Raw genomic sequence first — 25,856 nt, 5'->3', positions numbered from 1 at the left:
CGGAGCGGGCTGAGTACCCGTCAGACTCCGTCGAGCACGGCGCCCAGGATGCCGGCGGCTTCGGTGAAACGGGCGGGGTCGGCGTTCGCGTAGTTGAGGCGCACATAGGAGCCGGAGGGCTCGGCCGGGAACCACTCGTGCCCCGGCGCGATGATCACCCCGCGCACCTCGCACTCGCGCACCACCTGCACGACGTCCGTGCCTTCGGGCAGTCGCACCCACAGGTTCAGGCCACCCACCGGGACGCCCTCGACGTGCGCGGAGGGCGCGTGTGCAGCCAGGCTCGAGATCAACAGGTCGCGGCGCACACGCAGGTGCTCTCGGAATCCGCGCAGGTGCGTGCGCCAGGCGGGCTGGGTGACCACGTCGAGTGCGGCGGCCTGCAGCAGCCCGCTCACGTACATCGACTCGGCTGCGCGGTCGGCGAGGATCCGATCGCGTGCAGGCCCACGGGCGATCACGGCCGCGACGCGCAGGGCGGGCGAGGCGCTCTTGGTGAGCGAGCGCAGATAGACCACGTGACCGTCGTCGTCGGATGCGGCGATCGGATGCGGGTCGGTGTCGATCCCCAGGTCGTGCGCCCAGTCGTCCTCGATCAGGAACGCCCCGTGACGGCGGACCGTCTCGAGCACGGCCTCGCCCGTCGCGATCGGCCACTGCGCCCCGGTCGGGTTGGCGAAGTTCGGCTGCGCGTAGAACGCTCGCGCCCCGGTCTGCGTGAAAGCCCGCTCGACGTCGTCGGGATCGGGCCCGTGCGGACCGGACGGGATCGGCACCAGCACGACGCCGGCCTGTGCGGCCGCGAGCATCGCCCCCCAGTACGTCGGCGACTCGATCAGCAGCGGCTGCCCCACACCCACGACCGCCCGGAAGATCGAGCTCAGCCCGCTCTGGCTGCCCGAGATGATGAGGGCGTCTCGCGCTGAGGCGGGTGTGATGCCGGCGGGAGCGGCGGAGGCGAGCTCGCCGGCGAACCAGGCCTGCAGTTCCGGAAGACCTGCAGCGGGCGAACGGGTCAGCGCCGCGTCGGACCGGGCTGCGCGCACGAGCGCCTGCCTCACGAGACGCTGGGGCAGCAGGTCGACTGCGGGGTAGCCCGAGTGCAGTCCGATCGCATCGGGGGCGACCGTGCGCTGCGTCGACGACAGGCCGATGAGCCCCGTGGGCGCCGTGCCGAGGGCCGCCGTCTGCCAGCCGTAGTCGGCCGTGCGGGCGCGGGGCGCGGCGCGCACGAACGTCCCCGCACCGGGGCGCGACTCGACCAGCCCCAGCCGCACGAGCTGCTGCATCGCTTTCTGCACGGTCACCGGGCTCGCGCCGTACTCCGCCATGAGCGCACGGTTCGACGGCACGCGTGCGCCCGGTGATGCGGTGGCGATCCACTCGCGGACCCCGGCGACGATCCGGTCACTGCTATCCTGACTCATGAATGTAGACAGTAGCGTTATCGCTCGGCGATCGACAGTGCTATCGACTCGTGCGGGGCTCTGGTGGGGGCTTCTCGGCGTCTTCGCCTTCTCCTTCACCCTCCCGTTCACGCGCATCGCGATCGGCGGGCTCTCACCGCTGTTCATCGGCTCCGGGCGCGCGGTCGTCGCCGCCCTCCTCGCGGGAATCGCCCTGGCCGCGACCCGTCAGCGCCGGCCGACGATGCCGCAGTGGGGCCGCCTCACGATCGTCGCCGGTGGGGTCGTGGCCGGGTTCCCGCTGCTCACCTCGTTCGCGATGACCACGACCCCCGCCAGCCACGGTGCCGTCGTGATCGGTCTGCTTCCCGCGGCGACTGCGGTTGCCGTGGTGCTCCGCACGCGCGAACGCCCCGTCCGCTCCTTCTGGATCTTCGCGTTCCTGGGCGCCGCCGCGGCCGTCGTGTTCGCCGCACTGCAGAACGGCGGACTCGGATCCCTCACGGGCGCTGACCTGCTGCTGTTCGGGGCCGTGATCGCGGCTGCCGTCGGCTACGCGGAGGGCGGCCTGCTCGCCCGTGAACTCGGCTCCTGGCAGACCGTATCGTGGGCGCTGATCGTGGCCGCTCCGCTGATGGCGGCACTGACGGTGGTGTCGGCCGTCCAGCAACCGCCGGCCGCGACACCGGTGCAATGGCTCGCCTTCGCCTACCTCGCTGCCGTGAGCATGTTCCTCGGCTTCTTCGCCTGGTACCGCGGTCTCGCGATCGGCCCGATGGCACAGGTGAGCCAGATCCAGCTCGTCCAACCGGTGATGAGCATCGCGTGGGCGGCGCTCCTGCTGCGCGAGCCGATCGGCTGGGCCACCGCCGTCGGGGGACTCGCCGTGATCGCCTGCGCCGCCCTCGCGGTGCGCACCCGTCTGACCGACCGCCGAAGAGAGGAATCCTGATGCGCCACACGCCCCGCTACCTGATGACCGACCCCGACGAGGTCAAACGCCTCATTCGCGACAACCCGTGGGCGACGTTCGTCTCCCCTGCGCGCAGCGGCCTCGTCGCCTCGCATTACCCCGTGCTGCTGCTCGAGGACGAAGACGACATCGTGATCGCGAGTCATTTCGGGCGGCCGGATGAGCAGCTCCACGAACTCGGCCGACACGAGGTGCTCGTGATCATCCAGGGCCCGCACGACTACGTGTCGCCGAGCCTGTATGCGCCGGGCGATCTGGTGCCGACGTGGAACCACGTGACCGCGCACCTGTACGGCATCCCCGAGATCCTGAGCGAAGAGGAGAACTACGCCATGCTCACGAGGCTGACCGACCACTTCGAGGATCACCAGCAGCACGGCCGCCACCTGTCGGAGGACGAGCCGGGGACCCGCCGCGCCGCGAAGGGCACGGTCGGTCTGCGGATGCGCGTCGCCCGCTTCGACGCCCGCGCCAAGCTCAGCCAGAACAAGTCCCCCGAAGTGCGCGAGAGCATCACCGCGCGGTTCGCCGAGACGAACAGCGCGCTCGCAGAGGAGATGCGGCGGGTCGGCGGTGAGACCGCCTGATCGACGTCGCCCGACGCGCCTAGGGTGGAGCGATGACCGACACGCGAACCCCCGAGCCGTGGCCGGCGCTGACGCCCCGGCTGCAGGTGCGCCCCTGCACGCCCGCCGACGTCGATGCGATGTGGGAGTGGCGTCGACTCCCCGAGGTGAATCGGTGGCTCGGTGCCGCTCCCGACACACGAGACGCGTTCCGAGAGCGCTATCTCGACTCCGGGCTGCTCGCTTCCCTGTACCTCGTGGAGCTGCTGCCCGACGCCGAGGGCGCCGATCCCACCCCGATCGGCGACATCATGGTGCGGCGCGGCGACGGGTGGGCGCAGGCCGAAGCCGAACCCGAGGCGAAGGGCGTCGAGGCCGAGCTCGGCTGGGTTCTCGACCCCGCCCACACCGGACACGGCTACGCGACAGAGGCCATCCGTGCCGTGATCGACGTGTGCTTCGGACGACTGGGCCTGCGCCGGGTGCATGCTGGGTGCTTCGCCGACAACGAACCGTCCTGGCGTCTCATGGAACGACTCGGGATGCGCCGAGAGGAGTTCAGCCGAAAGACGGCACTGCACCGCTCGGGCGTATGGCTCGACGGCATGAACTACGGCCTGCTCGCCGAGGAATGGCCGACCGCACGCTGATCGAGGCCCGTGACGGCTCGCCGCTGGGTGCGTCCTGCACGGACGGGCGTCCTAGATGCAGGTCCAGCAGTAGAGGCGGTGGTCGGATGCCGCGGCGCGACGTGCGAGCGCGGCGAGGTCGCGCGCGAACGCGGCCAGCTGGGCCGGATCGGCTCCTTCGAGCTCTTCGGTCTGCGACCACAACTCCGCGACCTCTGCCAGGCGGACGTCGTCGGCTGCGGCGAGCGCGGCGGCCAGCGCATCCGTCACGGTGATGGCGATCCGGTCGTAGTCGTCGCTCATCGCGAGGTTGTGGCCGGCGCGCGGGTCGTCGGTCACGTCGTCATACGGCGTGCCTGTCAGCAGCGCCTCGAGGGTGCCGAGCTGCACGACCGGGTCGATGCCGCCGAGCGTCCCGGCGTCGAAGCCGGAGTCCGCCGCTGTCGGACCACCCTCCACCTCGAGGACCGTCACGGCCCGCTCGTCGTCCGGCGCGGAGAAGTAGTCGTGGAGAACGCTCATGACCGACATCCTGTCAGCCCCTGCCGACGCCAGGCGACCGTGACACAAGTCACCGCAGGTGGTGACGGCACGACACTTCCGCCGGATGCACGGGCCGGATGGACTGGATTCGACGCGGAACCCGATCCGCCGGTCGAGAAAGAGCACCATGCGCACGCCCTGGAAAGTCGCCCTCACCACCCTCGGAGTCATCGTGGCGGTGCCCGTGCTCGCGATCGCCACGACCGCCATCGTGAACGTGATCGCGACGAGGGTCGAGACATCCGTCTTCACGCCCTACGGCGAGACCGTGGCCGTCGACGGCAAGAACATGAACGTCGTGGTCGCCGGCGAGGGCGAAGAGACGATCGTGCTGCTGCCGGGCCTCGGCACCGCCGCGCCGACGCTGGACTTCCAGCCGCTGATCTCCGAGCTGCAGGACACGTACCGGGTCGTCGCAGTGGAGCCGTTCGGCACCGGGCTCAGCGACCAGACCGACGTGGAGCGCACCGCCGAGAACATCACCAGCGAGGTGCACGAGGCGCTGCAGGAGCTCGGCATCGACCGGTACGTGCTGATGGGACACTCGATCTCGGGCATCTACGCGCTGACCTACACCGCCGCCTACCCCGACGAGGTCACCGCCTTCGTGGGCATCGACAGCAGCGTGCCCGACCAGCCGGGCGCGGATGAGCCGATCCCGACCTCGACCATCAGCACGTTCTCGGCCCTGGGGCTCACCCGCGTGCTGAGCGGGATCGCCCCTGACCCCTACGAGGGACTGCCGTACGACGACGCGACGAAAGATCGGATGCAGGTGCTCACCGCCAGGAACGCCGCCGCACCGACGATGCTCGACGAGATGGACCACGCCCCCGTCAACTTCGCCGAGGTCAGCGGGAAGACGTTCCGCGCCGATCTCCCCGTGCTGCTGTTCGTGGCGGATGAGGATGCCGAGGTTCCCGGCTGGCTGGAGCTGCACGAAGCCCAGGCCGCGAGCGTCGACCGCGGCGAGGTCGTGAGGATCGACGGGGGTCACTACCTCCACCACACACGGTCGCCGGAGCTGGCGGCCCAGACGCGCACGTTCCTGGATTCCCTCGCGGTGCGCTGACGGACGGGCACGCCGTCGTCCGGTCGCACTTTCTGCCGGTTCCACGCCTCGCGGGCGGCAGGAGCTGCGACCGGAACGGGCCCGGGCGCTAGCCCGAGACGAGCCACAACACGACGACGGCGGCGAGCACGGTCGGCACCGCGGCGATCGTGCCCCACAGCATGAAGCGGCTCCACCGGATCGTGACACCGAGCGCGACGATCCGGTGATGCCAGAGCAGGGTCGCGAGCGAGGCCCACGGCGTGATGAGCGGACCGATGTTCACGCCGATCAGCAACGCCATCAGGGCGACAGGGTCACCGGCGGCGGGCTCGAGCACCAGGTACGCCGGGAGGTTGTTGATCGCATTGGCGCTCACGGCCCCGAGCGCAGCCAGGCGGAACAGATCGGCGGGAGAGTCGCCGTTAGCGGTCGGCGAGGTCAGGAAGTCGAGCAGGCCCTGCGCGTGCGCCGCCTCGACCAGCACGAACAGCGACGCGGCGAGCGCGAGCGCCTGCCACGGCACGAGCGAGAGCCGCAGCGCGCGCCGCCGCCGGACCGCGAACAGGCAGATCAGCGCGAGCGCGGCGACCGTGGCCGGGATCCAGACGTCATGGGTCAGGGCGAGCAGCGGCATCAGCACGAGCAGGATGCCGGTCGCGCTCCAGAACAGTGTCGGGTCGGCGGGCCGCCGTGCCACCGGGGTCTCGTACGCACCGAAGACCGTGCGCCGATGCAGGATCGTCAGGATCGCGACGGGCACGAGGATGCCGACGAGCGTCGGTGCCCAGCTGAGCGCGAAGAAGAACGCCGCGGGCCCGTCGCCGATCGCGGGGGCGGCGAGCAGGTTGGTGAGGTTCGAGACGGGGAGTGCGAGGGATGCCGTGTTGGCGAGCCAGACGGTGGCCAGGGCGAACGGCAACGGTGAGACGCCGATGCTCTGCGCGAGGACCACGACGACCGGTGTCACAATCACCGCGGTCGTGTCGAGCGACAGGAACACCGTGCTCACCACGGCGAGCGCGACCACCAGAGCCCACAGAGCCAGCACCCGCCCGCGCCCCCAGCGGGCGAGCCGCTGCGAGACGACGTCGAACACCGCCGCGTCGCGGGCGAGCTCGGCGACGATCGTGATCGCCACGACGAACCCCAGCACGGGTGCGATCCGCTCGCCCAATGCCCCGGCGTCGGAGCGCGGCAGGAACCCGGAGACGACGCACACGAGGGCGACCACGACCAGCCCGGCGACGACCCACGTCCCGGCGCCGATCCGCACCCTTGTGATTCCCACCTCGTGAGCATATGGCCGACGCGGGCCGTTCCGGTCGCACTTGCTGCCGCCCGAGAGCATCGGAAGCGACAGCAAGTGCGACCGGAACGAGAACCGACGGGAGCGGCAGGGAAACGGATGCCGTGAGCAACCCGCATGCATCCGCTCGGAGGGCGTAGGGGAAGCGTGAGGATGGCGGCAGCAGGGGCCGTGCGGGAGTTGTATCGGATCCGTGCTCGACATCATCTACATCGCGCTGACTCTCGCGCTGTTCGCCCTCGTCTCCCTCGTGGCCAAGGGGGTGGAGCGGCTGTGATCGTCTTCGAGATCCTCGCCGCCGCCCTCGCGGTCGCCGCCGTCGTCTACCTCGTGGTCGCGCTCGTCGCACCGGAGAGGTTCTGATGGACGCGTCTATCTGGTTCGGCATCCTGCAGGTCACGGCCGTCGTGGTCGTGCTCGTGCTGCTCTACCGCCCCCTCGGCGACTACATCGCCCACGTCTACACGTCGGCGCGCGACCTGCGGGTCGAGCGCGGCGTCTACCGGCTGATCGGGGTCGACTCCTCGTCCGAGCAGACCTGGCGCGCCTACGCCCGCGGCGTTCTGGCGTTCTCGGTGGTCGGCGTCCTCCTCGTCTACGGTCTGCAGAGGCTGCAGGCGTTCCTGCCGCAGTCGCTCGGGCTCCCGGCCGTGCCGGAGGGGCTGTCGTTCAACACCGCCGCCTCGTTCGTGGCCAACACCAACTGGCAGTCGTACTCCCCCGAGCAGACCATGGGCTACACCGTGCAGCTCGCAGGCCTCACGGTGCAGAACTTCGTCTCGGCAGCGGTCGGCCTCGCGATCGCGATCGCCCTCATCCGCGGTCTCGCCCGCCGTGGTTCCGCCACGATCGGCAACTTCTGGGTCGACCTGATCCGCGGTCTCGGCCGCATCCTGCTCCCGATCGCCCTGATCGGCGCGGTGGCGCTGCTCGCCGGCGGCGTGATCCAGAACTTCGCGGGCTTCACCGACGTCACCACGGTGTCCGGCGGCACACAGAGCATCCCGGGCGGCCCGGTCGCCTCTCAGGAGGCGATCAAGCTCCTCGGCACCAACGGCGGCGGCTTCTTCAACGCCAACTCCGCGCACCCGTTCGAGAACCCGACCGGCTTCACGAACCTGCTGCAGGTGCTGCTGATCCTCGTGATCCCGTTCGCGCTCCCCCGCACGTTCGGTCGCATGGTCGGAGACCACCGTCAGGGCTACGCGATCGCCGCCGTCATGGGCACGATCTTCCTCGTCTCGACCTTCGCCCTGTCAGCCCTCGAGCTGGCAGGCCGCGGCACCGCGCCGGAACTCGCCGGGGCTGCGATGGAAGGCAAGGAGGTGCGCTTCGGCATCCTCGGCTCCACGCTGTTCGGCAGCGCCAGCACCCTCACCTCGACGGGTGCCGTCAACTCGATGCATGACTCGTACACCGCGCTCGGCGGCATGATGCCGATGCTGAACATGATGCTCGGCGAGGTCGCCCCCGGCGGCGTCGGCTCGGGCCTGTACGGCATGCTCGTGCTCGCGATCATCGCGGTGTTCGTCGGCGGACTGCTCGTGGGACGCACCCCGGAGTACCTCGGCAAGCGGATCGGCCCGCGGGAGATCAAGCTCGCGAGCCTGTACATCCTGGTGACGCCGACTCTCGTGCTGGCCGGCACCGCCCTGAGCTTCGCGATCCCCGGCATCCGCGCCGACGTCGAGTCGACCAGCATCCTGAACCCCGGCGTGCACGGCATGAGCGAGGTGCTCTACGCCTTCACCTCTGCGTCGAACAACAACGGCTCCGCCTTCGCCGGGCTCACGGCGAACACCCCGTGGTTCAACACCGCGCTCGGCATCGCGATGCTGCTCGGACGGTTCCTGCCGATCGTGCTGGTGCTCGCGCTGGCCGGCTCGTTCGCGGCGCAACAGCATGTGCCCGCCACCTCCGGCACGCTGCCCACGCACCGACCGCAGTTCGTCGGCCTGCTCCTCGCCGTGACCGTCATCGTCACCGCGCTCACCTACTTCCCCGTGCTCGCACTGGGACCCCTCGCTGAAGGACTCGTCTGACCATGACCCTCATCACCACCCCCTCCGAACAGCAGGATGCTCCGGCATCCACCCCCGCGGAGCCGCCGCGCTCCTTCGGCTGGTCACAGCTCGTGCAGGCCCTCCCCGGAGCCCTGCGCAAGCTCAACCCGGCGGCACTCGTGCGCAACCCCGTCATGCTCCTGGTGTGGGTCGGCGCCGCGTTCACCACCGTGCTCGCGGTCGCCGAGCCGTTCCTGGGCGGCCCGGCCGACTCGGGCGGCACCGTGGTGCCGGCGCCCTTCACCTGGGGCATCGCCATCTGGCTGTGGCTCACCGTGCTGTTCGCGAACGTCGCGGAGTCGGTCGCCGAGGGCCGAGGAAAGGCCCAGGCCGCGAGCCTGCGCAAGACCCGCACCAGCACGATGGCCCGTCGTGTGGTCGGTTACGACAAGACAGCGGATGCCGCCGCCGAGCACGCCGCGACCGCCCAGGTCTCGTCGGCCGAGCTGCAGCGCGACGACATCGTGATCGTGACCGCGGGCGAGCTGATCCCCGGCGACGGCGACATCGTCGCGGGCATCGCCACCGTCGACGAATCGGCCATCACGGGCGAGAGCGCCCCGGTGATCCGCGAGTCCGGCGGCGACCGCAGCGCCGTCACGGGCGGCACCCGCGTGCTGTCCGACCGCATCGTGGTGCGCATCACCTCGAAGCCGGGTGAGACGTTCGTCGATCGCATGATCGCGCTCGTCGAGGGCGCCAGCCGTCAGCGCACCCCGAACGAGATCGCACTGAACATCCTGCTCGCGAGCCTGTCGATCATCTTCGTGGTCGTCGTGCTCGCCCTGAACCCGATCGCGTCATACGCGGCATCACCCGTCAGCATCCCGGTGCTCATCGCCCTTCTCGTCTGCCTGATCCCGACCACCATCGGGGCGCTGCTCTCGGCCATCGGCATCGCCGGCATGGACCGTCTCGTGCAGCGCAACGTGCTCGCGATGTCGGGGCGCGCGGTCGAGGCCGCGGGAGATGTCACGACCCTGCTGCTCGACAAGACCGGCACTATCACGTACGGCAACCGCCGCGCGCACGAGGTGCTCGCCCTCCCGGGGGTCAACGGCGAAGAGCTGCTGCACGTCGCCGCGCTGTCGTCGCTCGCGGACCCCACCCCGGAAGGCGCCTCGATCGTCGAGCTCGCCGCCGCACACGACATCCGCGTGACCGCTCCGGATGACGCCGTGGTCGTGCCGTTCACGGCGCAGACGCGAATGTCGGGCCTCGACCTCGCCGACGGCACGCAGATCCGCAAGGGCGCCGGCTCCGCGGTGCGGGCGTGGCTCGGACTCGACGGCGACGACGTCGAGCTCACCACGCGCACGGACTCCGTGGCCGAGAGCGGCGGCACCCCGCTCGTGGTCGCCGTGAAGACGCCCGGCGCCGGCCGCGTCCTCGGCGTCGTGCACCTCAAGGACATAGTGAAGGACGGCCTGCGCGAACGCTTCGAGGAACTGCGCGCGATGGGCATCCGCACGGTCATGATCACGGGTGACAACCCGCTCACGGCCAAGGCGATCGCCGCCGAGGCCGGGGTCGACGACTTCCTCGCCGAGGCGACTCCCGAGGACAAACTCGAACTCATCCGGCGCGAGCAGGAGGGTGGCCGCCTGGTCGCGATGACCGGCGACGGCACGAACGACGCCCCGGCCCTCGCGCAGGCCGACGTCGGAGTGGCGATGAACACCGGGACCTCGGCCGCGAAGGAGGCCGGCAACATGGTCGACCTCGACTCCGACCCCACCAAGCTGATCGACATCGTGCGCATCGGCAAGCAGCTGCTCATCACCCGCGGAGCGCTCACCACGTTCTCGCTCGCCAACGACATCGCGAAGTACTTCGCGATCATCCCCGCGATGTTCATGGGTGTCTTCCCGGGACTGGCGGCACTGAACATCATGCAGCTGCACTCGCCGGCTTCGGCCGTCACCAGCGCGATCATCTTCAACGCGATCGTGATCGTGTTCCTGATCCCCCTGGCCCTGCGCGGGGTGAAGTACCGCCCGGCGAGCGCCTCGCAGATCTTGCAGCGCAACCTGCTGATCTACGGACTCGGCGGCGTGATCGCCCCGTTCATCGGCATCAAGATCATCGACCTCGTCGTCAGCCTCATCCCGGGCTTCTGACCCGGCTCGGAAAAGGAATCCAGACATGTCCTCCACACGCACCGCGGCCCGCACCACCGGTGTCGCCGTCCGCGCGATGCTCATCCTCACCCTCGTGCTCGGCGTCGCCTACACGCTCCTGGTCACCGGCATCGGCCAGCTCCTGCTGCCGTGGCAGGCCAACGGCTCGCCCCTTCCCGACGACAGGGGCAGCTCGCTGATCGGCCAGTCCTTCACCGACGCCGACGGCGAGGCCCTCCCGGAGTACTTCCAGTCGCGCCCCTCCGCCGCGGGCGACGGCTACGACGGCGCGGGTTCCAGCGGCAGCAACCTCGGCCCGGAGAACCCCGACCTGGTGGCCTCGATCGAGGAACGCAAGGCCGCGATCGCGGAGCGCGAGGGCATCGACCCGTCCGAGGTACCGGCCGATGCGGTCACCGCCTCGGGTTCCGGCCTCGACCCGCACATCAGCGTGGCGTACGCGCTGCTGCAGGTGCCGCGCATCGCCGAGGCCCGCGGTGTCCCCGCGCAGGAGGTGCGCGACCTCGTGGAGTCTAGGATTCAAGGGCGGGATCTGGGATTCCTCGGTGAGGAGCGCATCAACGTCGCCGAACTCAATCTCGCGCTCGATGAACGGGAGGGCGAATGACCGCAGCGCCGCATCGTCGATCTCACGGCCACTCCCGCCGGGGGCGGCTCCGAGTACTCCTCGGAGCCGCCCCCGGCGTCGGCAAGACCTACGAGATGCTCGCCGAGGGACGACGCATGCTCGACGAGGGCCACGACGTCGTGATCGCGATCGTGGAGACGCACGAGCGCGCCGCGACGCAGGCGCAGACCACCGGGCTCCCCGAGGTGCCGCGTCGGGTCGACCTCCACCGCGGGATCGCCCTCACCGAGCTCGACGTCGACGCCGTGCTCGAGCGGGCGCCGGAGATCGCCCTCGTGGACGAACTGGCGCACACCAACGCCCCCGGCTCGCGCAACGCGAAGCGCTGGCAGGACGTGGACGAGCTGCTCGACGCTGGCATCGATGTGGTGACCACGGTCAACGTGCAGCACATCGAGTCCCTGAACGCGGTGGTCGAGAAGATCACCGGCATCGCGCAGCAGGAGACGATCCCGGACGCCGTGGTCCGTGCCGCCGACGAGATCGAGGTCGTCGACCTCGCCCCGCAGACCCTGCGCGATCGCCTCTCCGCCGGGCTCGTGTATCCGGCCGAGCGGATCGATGCCGCGCTGTCGAACTACTTCCGCCTCGGCAACCTCACCGCGCTGCGCGAGCTGGCCCTGCTCTGGCTCGCCGACGAAGTCGACAGTGCCCTGCGCAGCTACCGCGCCGAGCAGGGCATCGAAGGCACGTGGCAGGCCAGAGAGCGCGTGGTCGTCGCCCTGACCGGTGGACCCGAGGGCGAGACCCTGCTGCGCCGCGGCGCCAGGATCGCCGCGCGCTCGGCCGGCGGGGAACTGCTCGCCGTGCACATCTCGGCGCAGGACGGCCTGCGCGACGAGACACCGGGCGCCCTCGCCGCGCAGCGCACGCTCGTGGAGTCGCTCGGCGGCACCTACCACCAGGTCGTGGGCGACGACATCCCGGCCACGCTGGTCGAGTTCGCACAGGGTGCCGACGCCACCCAGCTCGTGATCGGCGTGAGCAGACGCAGCCGTCTCACCGCCGCGCTGACCGGTCCCGGCATCGGCTCGGAGGTCATCCGCCGCTCGGGCGACATCGATGTGCACATCGTCACGCACGCCGCAGCGGGTGGGCGAATGGTCCTGCCGCGCATCACCGGCGGAGCCCTGGGCTGGCGTCGACAGCTGCTCGGCTTCGGCGTCGCGCTCGTCTTCGGACCCATCCTGTCGTGGATCATGTTCACGTTCCGCAGCCCCGAGTCGATCACCGCCGAAGTGCTCGCGTACCAGTTGCTCGTGGTCGTGGTCGCCCTCATCGGTGGCATCCGCCCCGCCGTGTTCGCGGCGGTGCTCTCGGGCGTCACACTCGACTTCCTCTTCGTCGCCCCGCTGTTCACGATCACGATCGCGCATCCGCTGCACGTGCTCGCCCTCGCCCTCTACGTGCTCATCGCGATCCTGGTCAGCATCATCGTCGACCAGGCCGCGCGTCGGGCCCGCACCGCACAACGCGCCGCCGCGGAGGCCGAGCTGCTCGCCGCGGTCGCCGGCAACGTGCTGCGCGGCGACAATGCCGTGCTGGCACTGGTCAGCCGCACCCGAGAGGCATTCGGACTGAGCGGCGTGCGCCTGATCGCCCCCGACGGCGAGGTGCTCGCGAGTGATGGCGAGCCCGTGGCCGACGGACGTGCCACGAGCATCCCGGTCGGCGTCGTCGCCGGTGGCGGACCCCGTGCGGTGCTGGAGCTGAACGGCGAGCCGCTCGCCGGCCCCGAGCGTCGCCTGCTGGATGCGATCGTCGCCCAGCTCTCGGCCGCGATCGAGCACACCGATCTGCGGGCCACGGCGAGCGAGGCCGAGGCGCTGGCCGAGACCGATCAGGTGCGCAGCGCCCTGCTGTCGGCTGTCAGCCATGACCTCCGGCGCCCCCTCGCCTCGGCGGTCGCCGCCATCGGCGGGCTGCGCGGTGCACACGGACTCTCGGCCGCCGATCGCGAGGAACTGCTCGCCACCGCCGACGAGAGCCTGGCGACCCTGTCGACGCTGGTCACCGATCTGCTCGACGTGAGCCGCGTGCAGGCGGGCGTGCTCGCGGTGTCGTCGTCGCGGATGGATGCGGCCGGCTGCGTCCTCGCCGCCGTCGATGAGCTGGGGCTCGGGCCGTCCGATGTCGAACTCGCCCTCGACCCCGATCTGCCGCCACTGCATGCCGACCCCGTGCTGCTGCTGCGCGTGCTGGTCAACGTGATCGCCAACGCCCATCGGCACGCTCCGGACGACACCCGGGTCATCGTCTCCACGAGCGCCCTCGGCGGACGCGCCGAGATCCGGATCATCGACCGGGGCGACGGCGTCTCCCCTGAGCGGCGCGACCGCATCTTCCAGCCGTTCCAGCGTTTCGGCGACACCGACAACACGACAGGACTCGGGCTCGGACTCGCCCTGTCGCGCGGGTTCACCGAGGGCATGGGCGGTACCCTGACACCCGAGGACACGCCTGGCGGAGGCCTCACCATGGTCATCTCCCTGCCGCTGGCCGCAGGACTTGCCGACACGGAGGGCACGGAGTGAAGCTCCTCATCGCCGACGACGACCCGCAGATGGTCCGCGCTCTGAGGATCACCCTCGCCGCGCACGGATACGAGGTGGTCGTGGCCCCCGACGGGGCCGCCGCCATCGCTGCGGCCGCCCAGACGCACCCCGACCTCATCATGCTCGACCTGGGCATGCCTCGACTCGACGGCATCGAGGTGATCCAGGCGCTGCGCGGATGGACCAATGTGCCGATCATCGTGGTGTCCGGTCGCACGGGCTCGGCCGACAAGGTCGAGGCGCTCGACGCCGGAGCCGACGACTTCGTGACCAAGCCCTTCCAGGTCGACGAGCTGCTGGCGCGTCTGCGGGCGCTCTCACGTCGCTCCATCCCGGCCGGGGGCGAGTCGACCGTGGCATTCGGCGACGTGGTGGTCGACCTCTCGACGAAGACCGTCACCCGAGGCGGCACGCGGGTGCACCTCACACCAACCGAGTGGCGGATGCTGGAGCACCTCTCCCGGCATCCGGGCGCCCTGGTCACGCGCCAGGATCTGCTGAAGGAGATCTGGGGCAGCGAGCAGGTCTCCGACTCCGGCTACCTGCGCCTCTACATGTCGCAACTGCGCAAGAAGCTCGAACAGGAACCGGGCGCTCCGGTGCATCTGCTCACCGAATCGGGGATGGGCTACCGCCTGGTGCTCTGAGCCCGGCGTTCACAGCTCTTCCGGTCGACGCGGTCAGCGCGACGATTCTGAGGAGTTGTTGACGAGCGACCTGCGCCACACCGCCACGATGCCGATGGCCACGAGCAGCACGGCCACGATGATCGCGGCGACCGCGGTCGGGGTGCTCTCGGGCTCTCCCGTGAGACGCCCGACGGCGAGCCAGGCCAACCCCCAGGCGGTTGCGAGGGCGGGGGCGAGGCGTCCGGTGATCCAGGCGGCAGCGGCTCCGATCACGAGGACGACGACCAGCACCGCGATGGCCCACGCGTCCGCCGCCTGCGCCCAACTCTGCGGCGCGATCTGCGTGAGCCAGGCAGCGGCGTTGGCGACCGCGGCGATCGTGACCCAGCCGAAGTGCAGGCCGTTGGCGCCGTCGGTGAGGATGCGGTCGGCGAGCGTGCGGGCGGGGAATCGGCCGAGCACCACGATCACTCGCGCGAGCACGGCCAGCAGTACGGCGATCACGACGACGGTGAGCCACAGCGTCAGGAACTGCGCGGTCACCAGCCACAGTCCGTTCAGCACCATCGACGCGGCGATCCATCCACCCACGGCCTGCTGGCGGGGATCCTGCCGCTGGGCCGGGAACGCCTGCCAGACCGTGTACGCGATCAGGCCGAGATAGATCAGCGACCAGATCGAGAACGCCGGCCCCGCGGGTGCGAGGTACGAGCCCTGGGCGGAGAGCGCGCCGTCCTGCAGGTCGTCGACCGATGTTCCGCCGAAAGCGCCCGCACCGACGGCGGCCGCGATCACCATGAACGTCGCCGCCGCAATGATCAGCGACTGACGACCGATGCCCTTCGTGCGTGATTCCATGCCGGCAGGTTACGAGGCGTCCGTCTGCGGCGCATCGCCCTTGACACCGTGGCTCCGTTTCGCTAACCAGGTTAGCCAAACCGTTTATGGCGCCCGCCCCGCGCGGAAGCTCGCGCCGAATGATCAGGCGCGGGCGAATGCGGCGTCGATCAGAACCTCGGCGGCTCCCCTGGCCTGCGCGGCCACCGCCGGGTCGGCCGAGATGGCGGCCGTGCTCTGGGCCCCCTCGGCGAGGATCGACAGCTGCGCCGCGAGCGCGGCAGGGGCACCCGTCTCGGCGACGAGGCCTGCCATGTACGCCTGGAACGACGCTTTGTGCGCGCGCACGATCTCGGCGACCTCGGGATTCGTGCCCCCGAGCTCGCCGAAAGCGTTGATGAACGCACACCCACGAAAGTCGTCGGCGCAGAACCAGTTCTCGAGGTAGCCGTAGACGGCGAGAAGGCGTGCGCGCGGGTCGCCGCCGGCATCCGCCACAGCCACCGACAGCCCCGACTCCCATTCCGCGTGCCTGCGCGCCAGCACGGCCGCGACGATGTCGGTCTTCGCGGGGAAGAGCGAGTACAGGCGGCGCAGCGACACACCGGCGACCTGGCGCAGTTCATCCATGCCGACAGCTGCGTACCCCTTGCGGTAATACAGCTCTTCGGCGGCGGTGAGGATGCGCTCGCGAGCCTCGTCTTCGGTCATGTCCGGAAGTCTACTTGACACGAGAACGAACGTTCTCTAGATTGGTCACATCGAGCGAGAACGATCGTTCTCACCGGAACCGAAAGGATCAGGATCATGGGTTACATCACCGTCGGCACCGAGAACAGCGCCCCGATCGAGCTCTACTACGAAGACCAGGGAGCCGGCCAGCCCGTCGTCCTGATCCACGGCTACCCGCTCGACGGCCACAGCTGGGAGCGCCAGACCCGCGAGCTCCTCGCCCAGGGCCACCGCGTCATCACCTACGACCGCCGGGGTTTCGGCCAGTCCTCCAAGGTGAACACCGGATACGACTACGACACGTTCGCCGCCGATCTGAACACCGTTCTCGAGACGCTCGACCTGCGCGATGTCGTGCTCGTCGGCTTCTCGATGGGCACCGGAGAGCTCGCCCGCTACGTCGCCCGCTATGGCCACGAGCGCGTCGCGAAGCTCGCCTTCCTCGCCTCGCTCGAACCGTTCCTCGTGCAGCGCGACGACAACCCGGAGGGCGTGCCGCAGGAGGTCTTCGACGGCATCGAGGCGGCGGCGAAGGGAGACCGCTTCGCGTGGTTCACCGACTTCTACAAGAACTTCTACAACCTCGACGAGAACCTCGGATCGCGCATCAGCGAACAGGCCGTGACCGGCAGCTGGAACGTCGCGATCGGCAGCGCCCCCGTGGCTGCCTACGCCGTCGTGCCGGCCTGGATCGAGGACTTCCGCACCGACGTCGAGGCCGTGCGCGACGCAGGCAAGCCCACCCTCATCCTGCACGGCACGAAGGACAACATCCTCCCGATCGACGCCACCGCCCGTCGGTTCCACCAGGCAGTGCCCGACGCCGACTACGTCGAGGTCGAGGGCGCCCCGCACGGGCTGCTCTGGACCCACTCCGACGAGGTCAACGCCGCACTGAAGACCTTCCTCGCGAAGTAATCCCCCCCCCGCCCCCAGGCAGGCAGGCCGAAACGGAGACGACCCGGCATTCGGGCGGCGCGTCGACACATGACACGCCGCCCGAATGCCGGGTCGTCTCCGTTTTCGCAGGAGCAGGAGGAGGAGGGAGGGAGGGGGGAGGGGGAGGGGGGAGGGAGGGAGTAGGGAGGGGAGGGGAGCTCAGCCGCGCATGGCGACGCCGCGGCGCCAGTAGCCCATGAAGGCCACCTGCCCGCGGTCGATGCCGAGGTCCTTGACCAGGTGGCGACGCAGCGTGGTGACCACGCCGCTCTCCCCCGCGATCCAGAAGTAGCGCTCGGCCGGAGCCTCGGCCGCGGCGATCTCCTCGCCGAGACCGGAGTAGTCCGGAGTCTCCCACAGCAGATCCTCGCCCTCGATGTCCTTCACGCGGATCTCGCCCGCGGCGTCGGCGTCTCCGAGGGAGGCGAGCACGGCGGGGATCAGCCGCAGGCCGTGCGGCTCACCGGCATCACGCGGCAGCCAGTGCACCTCGACGCCCGCGGGAACATCGATGCGCAGGATGTCGGCGGGCGAGGGCACCTCGATGAAGGCGACACCGCGCAGGTCGCGAGGGGCATCCTCCAGGATGCGGGCGATCGCCGGAGCCGCCGTCTCGTCGCCCGCGAGCACGACCGATGCCGCGGTGCCCGGAGCGAACTCGGCCCCTCCGTGGGCGTCGACATCCACACCCCGGCGGGGCCCGACCAGGTAGAGCTCCTGCCCGATGTCGGCCTGGCTCGCCCACAGCGACGCGGGTCCGGTCAGCCCGGGCTCGAGGTGCAGCACGAAGTCGACGTCCACCTCGGTGCCCGCAGCGGGATCGACCCGCAGCTCGCGCACGGAGTAGGTGCGCATGGATCCGCGCTCCTCCTCCGGCACGGCGAGGAATGCCTGCCACCAGTTGTCCGAGGTCCGGTCGAGGTCGGGCAGCACCCCGGATGCCGGCGGGAAGACCAGCTTGATGCGGCTGTCGAACACCTCACCGGGGGTGCCGAATTCGAACAGTTCGTCACCGCCGAACGTCACCCGCACGAACGAGGGCGAGACGCGTACGACGGCCCGCACCTGGGCGCGGGTGAGGATGTAGGTGGGACGCTCGGTGGTGGTCGTCTCAGCGGACATGGTGCCTCCCGATGGGTGTGACCATCGGCTTGCCGGAGACCGGATCGATGGTGATCTGATTGGCGAGGCCGAAGACCTCTTCGACGAGTTCAGCGGTGACGATGTCCTGCGGGGTGCCCGACGCGTGCACCCGCCCGTCCTTCATGGCGACCAGCTCGTCGGCGTAGCGGGCGGCGAGGTTGAGGTCGTGCAGCACCATGACGATGGTCGTGCCGCGCGAGACGCTCAGGTCTGTGAGCAGGTCGAGGACCTCGACCTGGTGGGCGACGTCGAGGAAGGTGGTCGGCTCGTCCAGCAGCAGGATGTCGGTCTCCTGCGCGAGGGCCATCGCGATCCACACCCGCTGGCGCTGACCGCCCGAGAGCTCGTCGACGCTGCGGTCCGCGAGATCGGAGGTGCCGGTGGCATCGAGGGCGTCCGCGACCACCTCGTAGTCGTGCGCGCTCCACCGGGCGAGCATCTTCTGATGCGGGTGCCGCCCACGGCCGACCAGGTCGGCGACGGCGATACCCTCGGGCGCGACGGGCGACTGCGGAAGCAGACCGAGGATGCGCGCGACCTCCTTGGTGGGACGGGCGTGCACCGACTTGCCGTCGAGCACGATCTGCCCGTCGCTCGGGGACAGCAGGCGCGCGAGCGAGCGCAGCAGCGTCGATTTGCCGCAGCCGTTCGCCCCCACGATGGTCGTGATGCGGCCGGGGGCGATCTGCAGGTCGAGGCCGTCGATGATGGTCCGGTCGCCGTAGGCGAGCGTCACCCCTTCGGCGGACAGGCTGTGCGAGACGGTCATAGCGAACCCCCGGAGCGGTTGGTGCGGATGAGCAGGTAGATCAGATACGGCGCACCGACGACGCCCGTGATGACGCCGACGGGGTAGCGGGTGCCGAAGGCGAACTGACCGATCAGGTCACCCCCGAGCACGAGCACTGCTCCCACGAATGCCGACGGCAGTAGCAGGTTGGCGCCGGGGCCGGTGATGCGTGCGGCGATGGGGCCGGCCATGAAAGCGACGAAAGCGATGGGGCCGGTGGCCGCGGTCGCGAACGCGAGCAGGGCGACCGCGCCGAGGATCAGCAGCAGACGCGTGGCGTTGACCCGGATACCGAGACCGGCAGCGGAGTCGTCGCCGAGTTGGAGGGCACCGAGGGCGCGCCCCTGCGACAGCATGAGCGGCACGATGATCGCGGCGGCGATCGCCATCGGCAGCACCCGCTCCCACGACGCGTTGTTGAGGCTTCCGGTCAGCCACTGCATCGCCGTCTGGATGTCCCAGTTCGCGGCCCGCGACAGCATGTACGAGACGACGCTCTGCAGCATGGCCGCCACCCCGATCCCGATCAGGATGAGGCGGGTGCCGGCGAAGCCGCCCTTGATCGAGAGCAGGTAGATCACGAAGGCGGTGACGACCGCACCACCCAGAGCGAGCAGCGAGACGACGGGACCGTTGACGGACAGCACGACGATGCCGAACACCGCTGCGGCCCCCGCCCCGTTCGAGATGCCGATGATGTCGGGCGAGGCGAGCGGATTGCGCAGCATCGTCTGGAAGCAGACACCCGCCATGCCGAAACCGATGCCGGTGAGGACCGCCAGCACCGCCCGTGGCAGGCGCAGGTCGCCCACGGTGAACGATGCGCCCGGCACGGTCTCGCCGAGGATCACGCGGATCACCTCATCCGGCGTGTAGAACGTGTTGCCCACCATGAGGGCGACCGCGAAGAGCACGAAGAGGAGCACCCCGAGGACGATCGTGGCGACCGCGTGCCGGCGGTGGCGCGCGCGACGGCCCGCGACGATCCGCGCGGTCCGGGCGGAGGCCGACTCGTCCACGCGATCGAGGGTGTGCTCGGTCGTGCTCACAGCTCACGCACCTTCTGCCGACGGACGATCCAGATGAAGAACGGGGCCCCGATGATGGCGGTGATGATGCCGACCTGGATCTCCTCGGACGACGGGGCGATCACGCGCCCGACGATGTCGCTCGCGGTCAGCAGGGCAGCGCCGGCGATCGCGGAGAACGGGAGCAGCCAGCGGTGATCGGTGCCGACGAGCATGCGGCACACGTGCGGGATGATCAGGCCGACGAAGCCGATCGGGCCCGCGATCGCTGTCGCGGCGCCGGCGAGGATGACCGCGCCCAGCGCCGAGATCATGCGTGTGCGGAACACGTTCTCCCCCAGGCCTTTGGCCATGTCATCGCCGAGGGCGAGCGAGTTCATCCCTCGGGAGCACAGGAAGCAGATGAGCGCGCCGACCGCGAGGACCGGAGCGGTGAGCGCGATGCGCGGCCACTCCGCACCACCGACGCCGCCGATCTGCCACGACTGGAACGTCTGCAGCAGATCGACGCGGGGCAGCATGACGGCGCTGATGAGCGAGGCGAAGGCGGCCGAGGTGGCGGCGCCTGCGAGCGCGAGCTTGAGGGGTGTGGCTCCCCCGCGGCCGAGAGATCCGACCGTGTAGACGAAGACGGCTGCGATCCCTGCTCCGGCGATCGCGAAGGCCATCTGACCGTAGGGGTCGGCGAGGCCGAAGAACGCGATGCCGCACACGACGGCCAGCGACGCGCCGTTCGAGACACCGAGGATGCCGGGATCGGCGATCGGGTTCCGTGTCACCGCCTGCATGGTCGCTCCGGAGAGCGCGAGCGCCGCACCGACGAGGAGCGCGAGGACCGTGCGGGGGATGCGCTTGACGATCGCCGCCTCGGCGATCGTGTCGGTGTGCCCGGAGAGGGCTGCGACGATGTCGTCGAACGAGACCGCACGCACACCGAACGAGATCGACAGGATGCTGAGGACGACGAGCACCACGAGCCCGACGAGGAGCCACAGGGTTCGCACCAGCACCGGGCGCCGCAGGTCTGCGGCACCCGGTGCAGGGGCGATCACGGTTGCTGAAGTCACTGGGTATTCACTCCGCTGCGGCGGATCGAACGACTACGGAGCGAGCGGTGCAGCCAGGAGCGCGAGGTAGTCGTCGAGACCCCACGGAATCGACAGCGGCGACGGGTTCGCGGAGGCCGCGATGGGGGTGGCGTCGGGAAGGACCGCGATGCGCCCCTCGGCGATCGCCGGGATCTTCGACAGCAGCGGGTCGGCCTGCAGGAGCGGGATGATCGACTCGTCGCCGTACGTGACGAAGAGGTCGACGTCGTCGAACTTCTGCGCCTCTTCCGCGCTGACCGTCAGGTAGAACTGGTCGCTGTCCTTGTTCTCCTCGACGATCGAGGGGAACGGCAGTCCGAGGTCGTGCAGGTAGCCGGGGCGGGTGTCGATCGCCGTGTAGTAGCCGATCTGGCTGAGGTCGGTCGGATCGATGTAGGAGAAGAGGACCTTCTTGTCCTTCAGCACGCTGTTCGCCTCGAGCGCCGTCTGGGCGTCGGCATCCAGCTGCTCGATCAGGGCCTTGCCCTCGTTCTCGAGGCCGAGGGCCTTGGAGTCCATCTCGATCATGTCGCTGACCGAGGTGCCCCAGGCGATCTTCGGGTAGGCGATGACCGGAGCGATCTTGGAGAGGGTGTCGTACTCCTCCTGCGTCAGTCCGGAGTATGCGGCCAGGATCACGTCGGGCTCGGTGTCGGCGACGGCCTCGTAGTCGATGCCGTCGGTCTCGTCGAACAGCACCGGCGTCTTCGCGCCCAGCTCGTCGAGCTTCTCCTCGACCCAGGGCAGCACGCCGTTGTCGTCGTCGTCGCCCCAGGCGGCCTTGCTCATGCCGACCGGAACGATGCCCAGGGCCAGCGGCACCTCGTGGTTCGCCCATGCGACGGTAGCGACGCGCTCGGGCTTCTCGGTGATCGTGGTCTCGCCGTACACGTGCTCGACGGTGACGGGGAAGGCGTCGTCGGATGCGGGGTTGCCGCCGGCCGTCGAGGTCGACTCCGGGGCGGAGGACGCACAGGCGGAGAGGCCGATGGCGAGCGCGGCGGCCGCGCCGATGGCGAGGATTCGAGAGGTGCGCACAGGCGTTCCCTTCGGGTTCGGGGTGAGGGGGCGGCAGAAGCGCTGCGCCCAGCCTTTGGTAAGCCTGGCCTAATCTAACACGGAGGTTAGGGGAACCTCACCATGGGCTCCTGCCGCCGGCCGCCCTGCGAATCGCGCGATTCGCTGCAAATCGCCGCCGAAGAGGACCATCCACACGATTCGAGAGCTGCGGGTGCACAAAAAAACCGGCCGGACCCGTGAGGGTCCGACCGGTTTCAGGAAGTCAGCGCGCGCTCAGAGAGCGCGGATGTTCGCCGCCTGCATGCCCTTGGGGCCACGCTCAGCGTCGAATTCGACCTTCTGGTTCTCGCGGAGCTCCTTGAAACCGGAGCCGGCGATAGCCGAGTAGTGGGCGAAGAGGTCGTCCGAGCCGTCATCGGGAGCGATGAAGCCGAAGCCCTTTTCCGCGTTGAACCATTTCACAGTGCCAGTGGCCATGTGTTTCTACTTTCTGTTGACTTAGCCGTTTACACGGCCTACGCCGAATCGGAACATCCGAGACGCGCGCACAGTCACGCTACCACGGCAGGCTGAGCAGGAACACGGAACTGTCGATTCTTCTGCACGAGGGCGGCTTCGGTGCGTGTGCTCACGCCGAGTTTGCGCAGCACTGCCGAGACATGCACGCTCACGGTCTTCACGCTGATGAACAGCCGCTCGCCGATCTGCCGGTTGCTCAGCCCTTCGGCGATCAGCTCGAGCACCTGCTTCTCGCGCGCCGTGAGCAGGTCGTCACCCGACAGCGAATCGGTGGGGGCGCGCAGCCCGGCATCGGTGGCGAACCGCGAGACCGCCGCCTGCAGCTGCGCGTTCCCGAGTGCCTCCGCGAAGTCGGCGGCCTCTGCGAGCACCGACGCCGCAGCGGTGCGCTCACCGTCGTGAACCAGCAGTCGGGCACGTTCGAGGCGGAGCACGGCGCGGAAGACGACCGGCACGTCTTCTCCCTCGGCACGGTGGAGCGCGTCATCCAGCGCGTCGAGGCGGGGATCGAGCAACGCGTCGAGAATGGTCGACCATGCATCGTCCTGCAGCTGTGCGGGTTGCGCGAGCCAGGCGCCGCGGATGGCGTCGGACGCCGCCGCGACATCGGCCCCCTCCGCGCGCAGCTCGGCGACGATCGCCCCGCCTTCCAGCAGCAGCCGACGCTGGTGCAGGAGGGCGGGCTGATCGTCGTGCAGCATCTCGAGGATGGTGTCGAGCGCTCCCCGCAGATTCCCCTCGCTCTCGGCCACCGCGACCATCATCATGATCCGGTCGTACCAGATCTGGCGCTCCGAGACGCCGGTCTCCTCGAACGCGGGCAACCACGCCTGCAACAGCTCGGCAGCCTCGGCCGACCGGCCGCGCCAGGCCAGCACCCGCACGCGCGTCATGCTCATGTACATGCGGAACACGCGCAGGGTTCCCTGCACGAAGTCGCGCGACAGCATCTCTTCCACGCGCTCGATCTCGCCGAGTTCGAGCAGGGGCACCACCATGTTCTGCGCCATGATCGACCCCGATGTGCGCTCGACACGGAGTTCGCGGGCACGCCGCAGACCCTCTTCGGCGACCTCGACCGCCTCGCGATATCGACCCAGCAGCGTGAGCAGATCGGAGTAGTTCACCCGATAGCGCATCTCGGCGGTCGACCCCGTCGCGAGCACACGCGCCCGCTCGTACTCGCGCACGCCCTCGTCGACACGACCGAGGTGCGCCAGGGAACCGCCTCGCACGTTCGCGGCGATCGAGAGCTGATCAGTGGACTCGCCGCCTGCCGCCCCGCGCTCGGCCTCGTCCGCGAGGCGGATCGCCTCTTCTCGGTCGCCCGCGATCATGCGCCGGCTCGCGAGCTGGTTGAGCAGCTCGGCCCGGAACACCTCGTCTCCGACGCGCTCCTCCGCGATGGACAGGGCCTGTTGCAGCAGCGGGATCGCCCCGAGACGCCCGAGGTTGACGAGGTAGAGCGCCTTGTTCCGGAGCAGCCGGGCGTGCAGTCGAGGGTCGACGGTCTGCGGATCGACCTCGTCGAGCGCGACGTTGGCGACGGCGAGGGCTCGTTCGCCATCGCCGGCGTTGCGCAGGATGGAGCCGAGCACCAGGAGCAGGTCGAGGCGCTCGACGCGCGCCGCCGCGGCCGCGTCGGGCACGAGCGGCCACAGTTCCAGCGCCAACTCACCGAAGCGGGCCGCGCTCGCGAACGCGTACTGCCCCTTCGCGTGGCGCATGGCGTCGGCGGCGGCGACGAGGGCCTTGCGATCGTCTTGCGCGAGCTGCCAGTGATAGGCGAGGGCCGCGGCATCGCTGGTGTCGGACCCCGCGCACTGCGCCTCGAGCGCCTCGGCATAGGCGCGATGCAGGCGCGCCCGCTCGCCGGGGAGCAGGTCGTCGTGCACGGCCTCGCGCAACAGGGCATGACGGAACCGGTAGTCGTCGTCGCCCACGACGAGGATGCCGCTGCGGGTCGCCTCACGGATCGCCTCGTCGAGCCGCTGCTCCGGCAGATCGACGAGGCTCGTGATCAGCGGATGCGACAGCGGCCGCTCGGCGCCGGACACGACCTGCACGACGTGCCGCGCATCGTCGCCGAGCCGGTCGAAGCGGGCGAGCAGCAGATCGCGGAGACCGTCGGGAAGCGGACCGTTCGCGCACCCGGCGATCTCTTCGATGAAGAACGGGACACCCTCGGCCCGCTCCTGCATGCGATCGAGCGCGCTCTCGGTGAGCGCCCGGCCGGTGATCTGCTCGGCCAGCTCGCGCACGGCGGCCTCGTCGAGCCGGCCCAGAGTGAGCCGTTCGAGCAGTCGTGCGCGCGTCGCCTCGCCGAGGAAGCGGCTCACCGCATCCCCTCGGCGCACATCGTCGGTGCGGCAGGTGAGGAGCAGCAGGATGCGGCCACGGCTCAGCGCCCGCAGCAGGAAGGAGAGGATGGCGAGCGTCGACTCGTCGGCCCAGTGCAGGTCTTCGACCACGAGCACCTGGGGGGCGCGTTCAGCGGCCGCCTCGATGAGGGAGGCGATCGCGTCGCGCAGGCGCTCGGGACTGGTGCGATCGCGGTCGGTCGGAGAGTCGACGAGTTCGGGCAGGAGCATGCCGAGCGCTTCAGCGCCCACCCCCACAGACTCGCGGACCCTGTCGACGCCCATGCGCGTGACGATCGAGCGAAGGATGCCGGTGAGCGGACCGTAGGGCGTGCGCGAAGCACCGAGGTCGAGGCACCAGCCCACGTGCACATCGGCGGTCTGCTCGATCTCGGCCGCGAACTCGCGCAGCAGCCGGGACTTGCCGATGCCCGCCTCGCCCTCGACGAGCAGCGCCGCGGGGACGCCGTCGCGCACGCCGGCGAATGCTCGGCGGACCTCGGTGAGCTCGGCCTCGCGGCCGACCATCGCAGCGCTCGACGCGGAAGGGGGCATGGATTCATCGTCCCACCCCCGACCGACATTCGGGGCGGTCCGCGGCGCGCTCTCTGTGATGAGGGCGCTCACCGCGCCGCGACGGCCGCGGAGTCGCAACCGGCCGAGACGCGAGCCTTCGCGGGTGCCGTCACGGCGGCGCGAGGCGTGCGGCCGAACGTCCGGCGGACCATCCGCCGGATCGCTCCATCCGGACGCGGCACGATCTGGTCGGCGTGCTCGATCAGGAACAGCCGACGCGCGGCGGCACGCTCCATCTGCTCGGTGTCGTGCCGGGTGAGCTGCTGGCTGAGGTACGGGTGCTCGAACATGGGTTTCTCCTCGACGGTTCGCTGTATCCCTACAGTCCGCT

At 70.0% G+C, this 25,856-nt stretch carries 24 protein-coding genes; 11 read left to right on the top strand and 13 right to left on the bottom strand.

All coding sequences use genetic code 11. From position 1 onward, the window contains the following. Positions 1-20: 20 nt before the first annotated feature. Positions 21-1,427, bottom strand: coding sequence for a PLP-dependent aminotransferase family protein (locus ACIQLD_RS13920; protein ID WP_402608775.1), 1,407 nt, complete (start codon positions 1,425-1,427; stop codon positions 21-23). On the opposite strand from ACIQLD_RS13920, the gene ACIQLD_RS13915 reads away from it, so the two are divergent. The 3 genes from ACIQLD_RS13915 to ACIQLD_RS13905 are packed head-to-tail and all read left to right on the top strand — an operon-like array spanning position 1,426 to position 3,595. After that, on the top strand, positions 1,426-2,358 hold the full coding sequence (locus tag ACIQLD_RS13915) for a DMT family transporter (RefSeq protein WP_402608773.1): 933 nt from the start codon (positions 1,426-1,428) through the stop codon (positions 2,356-2,358). The two genes, ACIQLD_RS13920 and ACIQLD_RS13915, sit on opposite strands and share 2 nt — an antisense overlap. Next, a complete protein-coding gene (locus tag ACIQLD_RS13910) occupies positions 2,358-2,966 on the top strand; it encodes an FMN-binding negative transcriptional regulator (RefSeq protein WP_402608771.1) in 609 nt (202 codons plus the stop codon). Before ACIQLD_RS13915 ends, ACIQLD_RS13910 begins: the two co-directional genes overlap by 1 nt. A 32-nt stretch (positions 2,967-2,998) precedes the next feature. Continuing rightward, positions 2,999-3,595: a GNAT family N-acetyltransferase gene (locus ACIQLD_RS13905; RefSeq protein WP_402608769.1), complete on the top strand. Its 597-nt coding sequence runs from the start codon at positions 2,999-3,001 to the stop codon at positions 3,593-3,595. Between the two features lie 51 nt (positions 3,596-3,646). Here ACIQLD_RS13905 and ACIQLD_RS13900 read toward each other — a convergent pair whose 3' ends face one another. After that, positions 3,647-4,096: a hypothetical protein gene (locus tag ACIQLD_RS13900; RefSeq protein WP_402608767.1), complete on the bottom strand. Its 450-nt coding sequence runs from the start codon at positions 4,094-4,096 to the stop codon at positions 3,647-3,649. Positions 4,097-4,244: 148 nt separating this feature from the next. Here ACIQLD_RS13900 and ACIQLD_RS13895 point away from each other — a divergent pair, with 148 nt between their 5' ends. Then, a complete protein-coding gene (locus ACIQLD_RS13895; protein ID WP_402608765.1) occupies positions 4,245-5,189 on the top strand; it encodes an alpha/beta fold hydrolase in 945 nt (314 codons plus the stop codon). 88 nt (positions 5,190-5,277) lie between these two features. On the opposite strand, the gene ACIQLD_RS13890 is transcribed toward ACIQLD_RS13895, so the two are convergent. Then, positions 5,278-6,444, bottom strand: a complete 1,167-nt coding sequence (locus tag ACIQLD_RS13890; RefSeq protein WP_402610273.1) for an SLC13 family permease — start codon at positions 6,442-6,444, stop codon at positions 5,278-5,280. A 306-nt stretch (positions 6,445-6,750) separates the two neighbouring features. Between ACIQLD_RS13890 and ACIQLD_RS13885 the strand changes: the two genes are divergently transcribed. The 6 genes from ACIQLD_RS13885 to ACIQLD_RS13860 are packed head-to-tail and all read left to right on the top strand — an operon-like array spanning position 6,751 to position 14,511. After that, positions 6,751-6,840 (top strand): potassium-transporting ATPase subunit F, encoded by a 90-nt coding sequence (locus ACIQLD_RS13885; RefSeq protein WP_017201862.1) that lies wholly within the window; start codon positions 6,751-6,753, stop codon positions 6,838-6,840. Continuing rightward, positions 6,840-8,519, top strand: coding sequence for a potassium-transporting ATPase subunit KdpA (gene kdpA, locus ACIQLD_RS13880; protein WP_402608762.1), 1,680 nt, complete (start codon positions 6,840-6,842; stop codon positions 8,517-8,519). The genes ACIQLD_RS13885 and kdpA overlap by 1 nt, the downstream gene beginning before the upstream one ends. 2 nt (positions 8,520-8,521) lie before the next feature. Next, positions 8,522-10,660, top strand: coding sequence for a potassium-transporting ATPase subunit KdpB (kdpB, locus tag ACIQLD_RS13875; protein ID WP_402608760.1), 2,139 nt, complete (start codon positions 8,522-8,524; stop codon positions 10,658-10,660). A gap of 25 nt (positions 10,661-10,685) precedes the next feature. Then, positions 10,686-11,288 (top strand): potassium-transporting ATPase subunit KdpC, encoded by a 603-nt coding sequence (gene kdpC, locus ACIQLD_RS13870; RefSeq protein ID WP_402608758.1) that lies wholly within the window; start codon positions 10,686-10,688, stop codon positions 11,286-11,288. Further along, positions 11,285-13,843, top strand: a complete 2,559-nt coding sequence (locus tag ACIQLD_RS13865) for an ATP-binding protein (protein ID WP_402608756.1) — start codon at positions 11,285-11,287, stop codon at positions 13,841-13,843. Before kdpC ends, ACIQLD_RS13865 begins: the two co-directional genes overlap by 4 nt. Beyond that, a complete protein-coding gene (locus tag ACIQLD_RS13860) occupies positions 13,840-14,511 on the top strand; it encodes a response regulator (RefSeq protein ID WP_402608754.1) in 672 nt (223 codons plus the stop codon). The genes ACIQLD_RS13865 and ACIQLD_RS13860 overlap by 4 nt, the downstream gene beginning before the upstream one ends. Positions 14,512-14,544: 33 nt before the next feature. Here the strand turns inward: ACIQLD_RS13860 and ACIQLD_RS13855 are convergent, their stop codons facing one another. Both ACIQLD_RS13855 and ACIQLD_RS13850 read right to left on the bottom strand, forming a co-directional pair. Next, complete coding sequence (locus ACIQLD_RS13855) at positions 14,545-15,351, bottom strand: tryptophan-rich sensory protein (protein WP_402608752.1); 807 nt, start codon at positions 15,349-15,351, stop codon at positions 14,545-14,547. Between the two features lie 123 nt (positions 15,352-15,474). Further along, positions 15,475-16,041 carry a TetR/AcrR family transcriptional regulator gene (locus tag ACIQLD_RS13850; protein ID WP_402608750.1) on the bottom strand — a complete coding sequence of 189 codons (567 nt, stop codon included), beginning with the start codon at positions 16,039-16,041 and terminating at the stop codon, positions 15,475-15,477. 96 nt (positions 16,042-16,137) lie between these two features. On the opposite strand from ACIQLD_RS13850, the gene ACIQLD_RS13845 reads away from it, so the two are divergent. Further along, positions 16,138-16,980 (top strand): alpha/beta fold hydrolase, encoded by an 843-nt coding sequence (locus ACIQLD_RS13845; protein ID WP_402608748.1) that lies wholly within the window; start codon positions 16,138-16,140, stop codon positions 16,978-16,980. 180 nt (positions 16,981-17,160) lie between these two features. Here the strand turns inward: ACIQLD_RS13845 and ACIQLD_RS13840 are convergent, their stop codons facing one another. The 8 genes from ACIQLD_RS13840 to ACIQLD_RS13805 form a co-directional block, all read right to left on the bottom strand. Further along, on the bottom strand, positions 17,161-18,123 hold the full coding sequence (locus ACIQLD_RS13840) for a siderophore-interacting protein (protein ID WP_402608746.1): 963 nt from the start codon (positions 18,121-18,123) through the stop codon (positions 17,161-17,163). After that, positions 18,113-18,913 carry an ABC transporter ATP-binding protein gene (locus ACIQLD_RS13835; protein ID WP_402608744.1) on the bottom strand — a complete coding sequence of 267 codons (801 nt, stop codon included), beginning with the start codon at positions 18,911-18,913 and terminating at the stop codon, positions 18,113-18,115. Before ACIQLD_RS13835 ends, ACIQLD_RS13840 begins: the two co-directional genes overlap by 11 nt. Then, positions 18,910-19,983: a FecCD family ABC transporter permease gene (locus tag ACIQLD_RS13830; RefSeq protein ID WP_402608742.1), complete on the bottom strand. Its 1,074-nt coding sequence runs from the start codon at positions 19,981-19,983 to the stop codon at positions 18,910-18,912. Before ACIQLD_RS13830 ends, ACIQLD_RS13835 begins: the two co-directional genes overlap by 4 nt. Next, complete coding sequence (locus tag ACIQLD_RS13825; protein ID WP_402608740.1) at positions 19,980-21,029, bottom strand: FecCD family ABC transporter permease; 1,050 nt, start codon at positions 21,027-21,029, stop codon at positions 19,980-19,982. The genes ACIQLD_RS13830 and ACIQLD_RS13825 overlap by 4 nt, the downstream gene beginning before the upstream one ends. Positions 21,030-21,062: 33 nt before the next feature. Beyond that, positions 21,063-22,088 carry an iron-siderophore ABC transporter substrate-binding protein gene (locus ACIQLD_RS13820; RefSeq protein WP_402608738.1) on the bottom strand — a complete coding sequence of 342 codons (1,026 nt, stop codon included), beginning with the start codon at positions 22,086-22,088 and terminating at the stop codon, positions 21,063-21,065. 255 nt (positions 22,089-22,343) lie between these two features. Beyond that, complete coding sequence (locus ACIQLD_RS13815) at positions 22,344-22,547, bottom strand: cold-shock protein (protein WP_017831237.1); 204 nt, start codon at positions 22,545-22,547, stop codon at positions 22,344-22,346. Positions 22,548-22,621: 74 nt separating this feature from the next. Beyond that, complete coding sequence (locus ACIQLD_RS13810; RefSeq protein ID WP_402608735.1) at positions 22,622-25,504, bottom strand: helix-turn-helix transcriptional regulator; 2,883 nt, start codon at positions 25,502-25,504, stop codon at positions 22,622-22,624. Positions 25,505-25,572: 68 nt separating this feature from the next. After that, positions 25,573-25,815, bottom strand: a complete 243-nt coding sequence (locus ACIQLD_RS13805) for a hypothetical protein (RefSeq protein ID WP_402608733.1) — start codon at positions 25,813-25,815, stop codon at positions 25,573-25,575. Positions 25,816-25,856: the final 41 nt, after the last annotated feature.

This window comes from Microbacterium sp. NPDC091662, from assembly GCF_044756705.1.
Lineage (GTDB): Bacteria > Actinomycetota > Actinomycetes > Actinomycetales > Microbacteriaceae > Microbacterium.
This window is presented reverse-complemented; position numbering and strand designations above follow the sequence as displayed.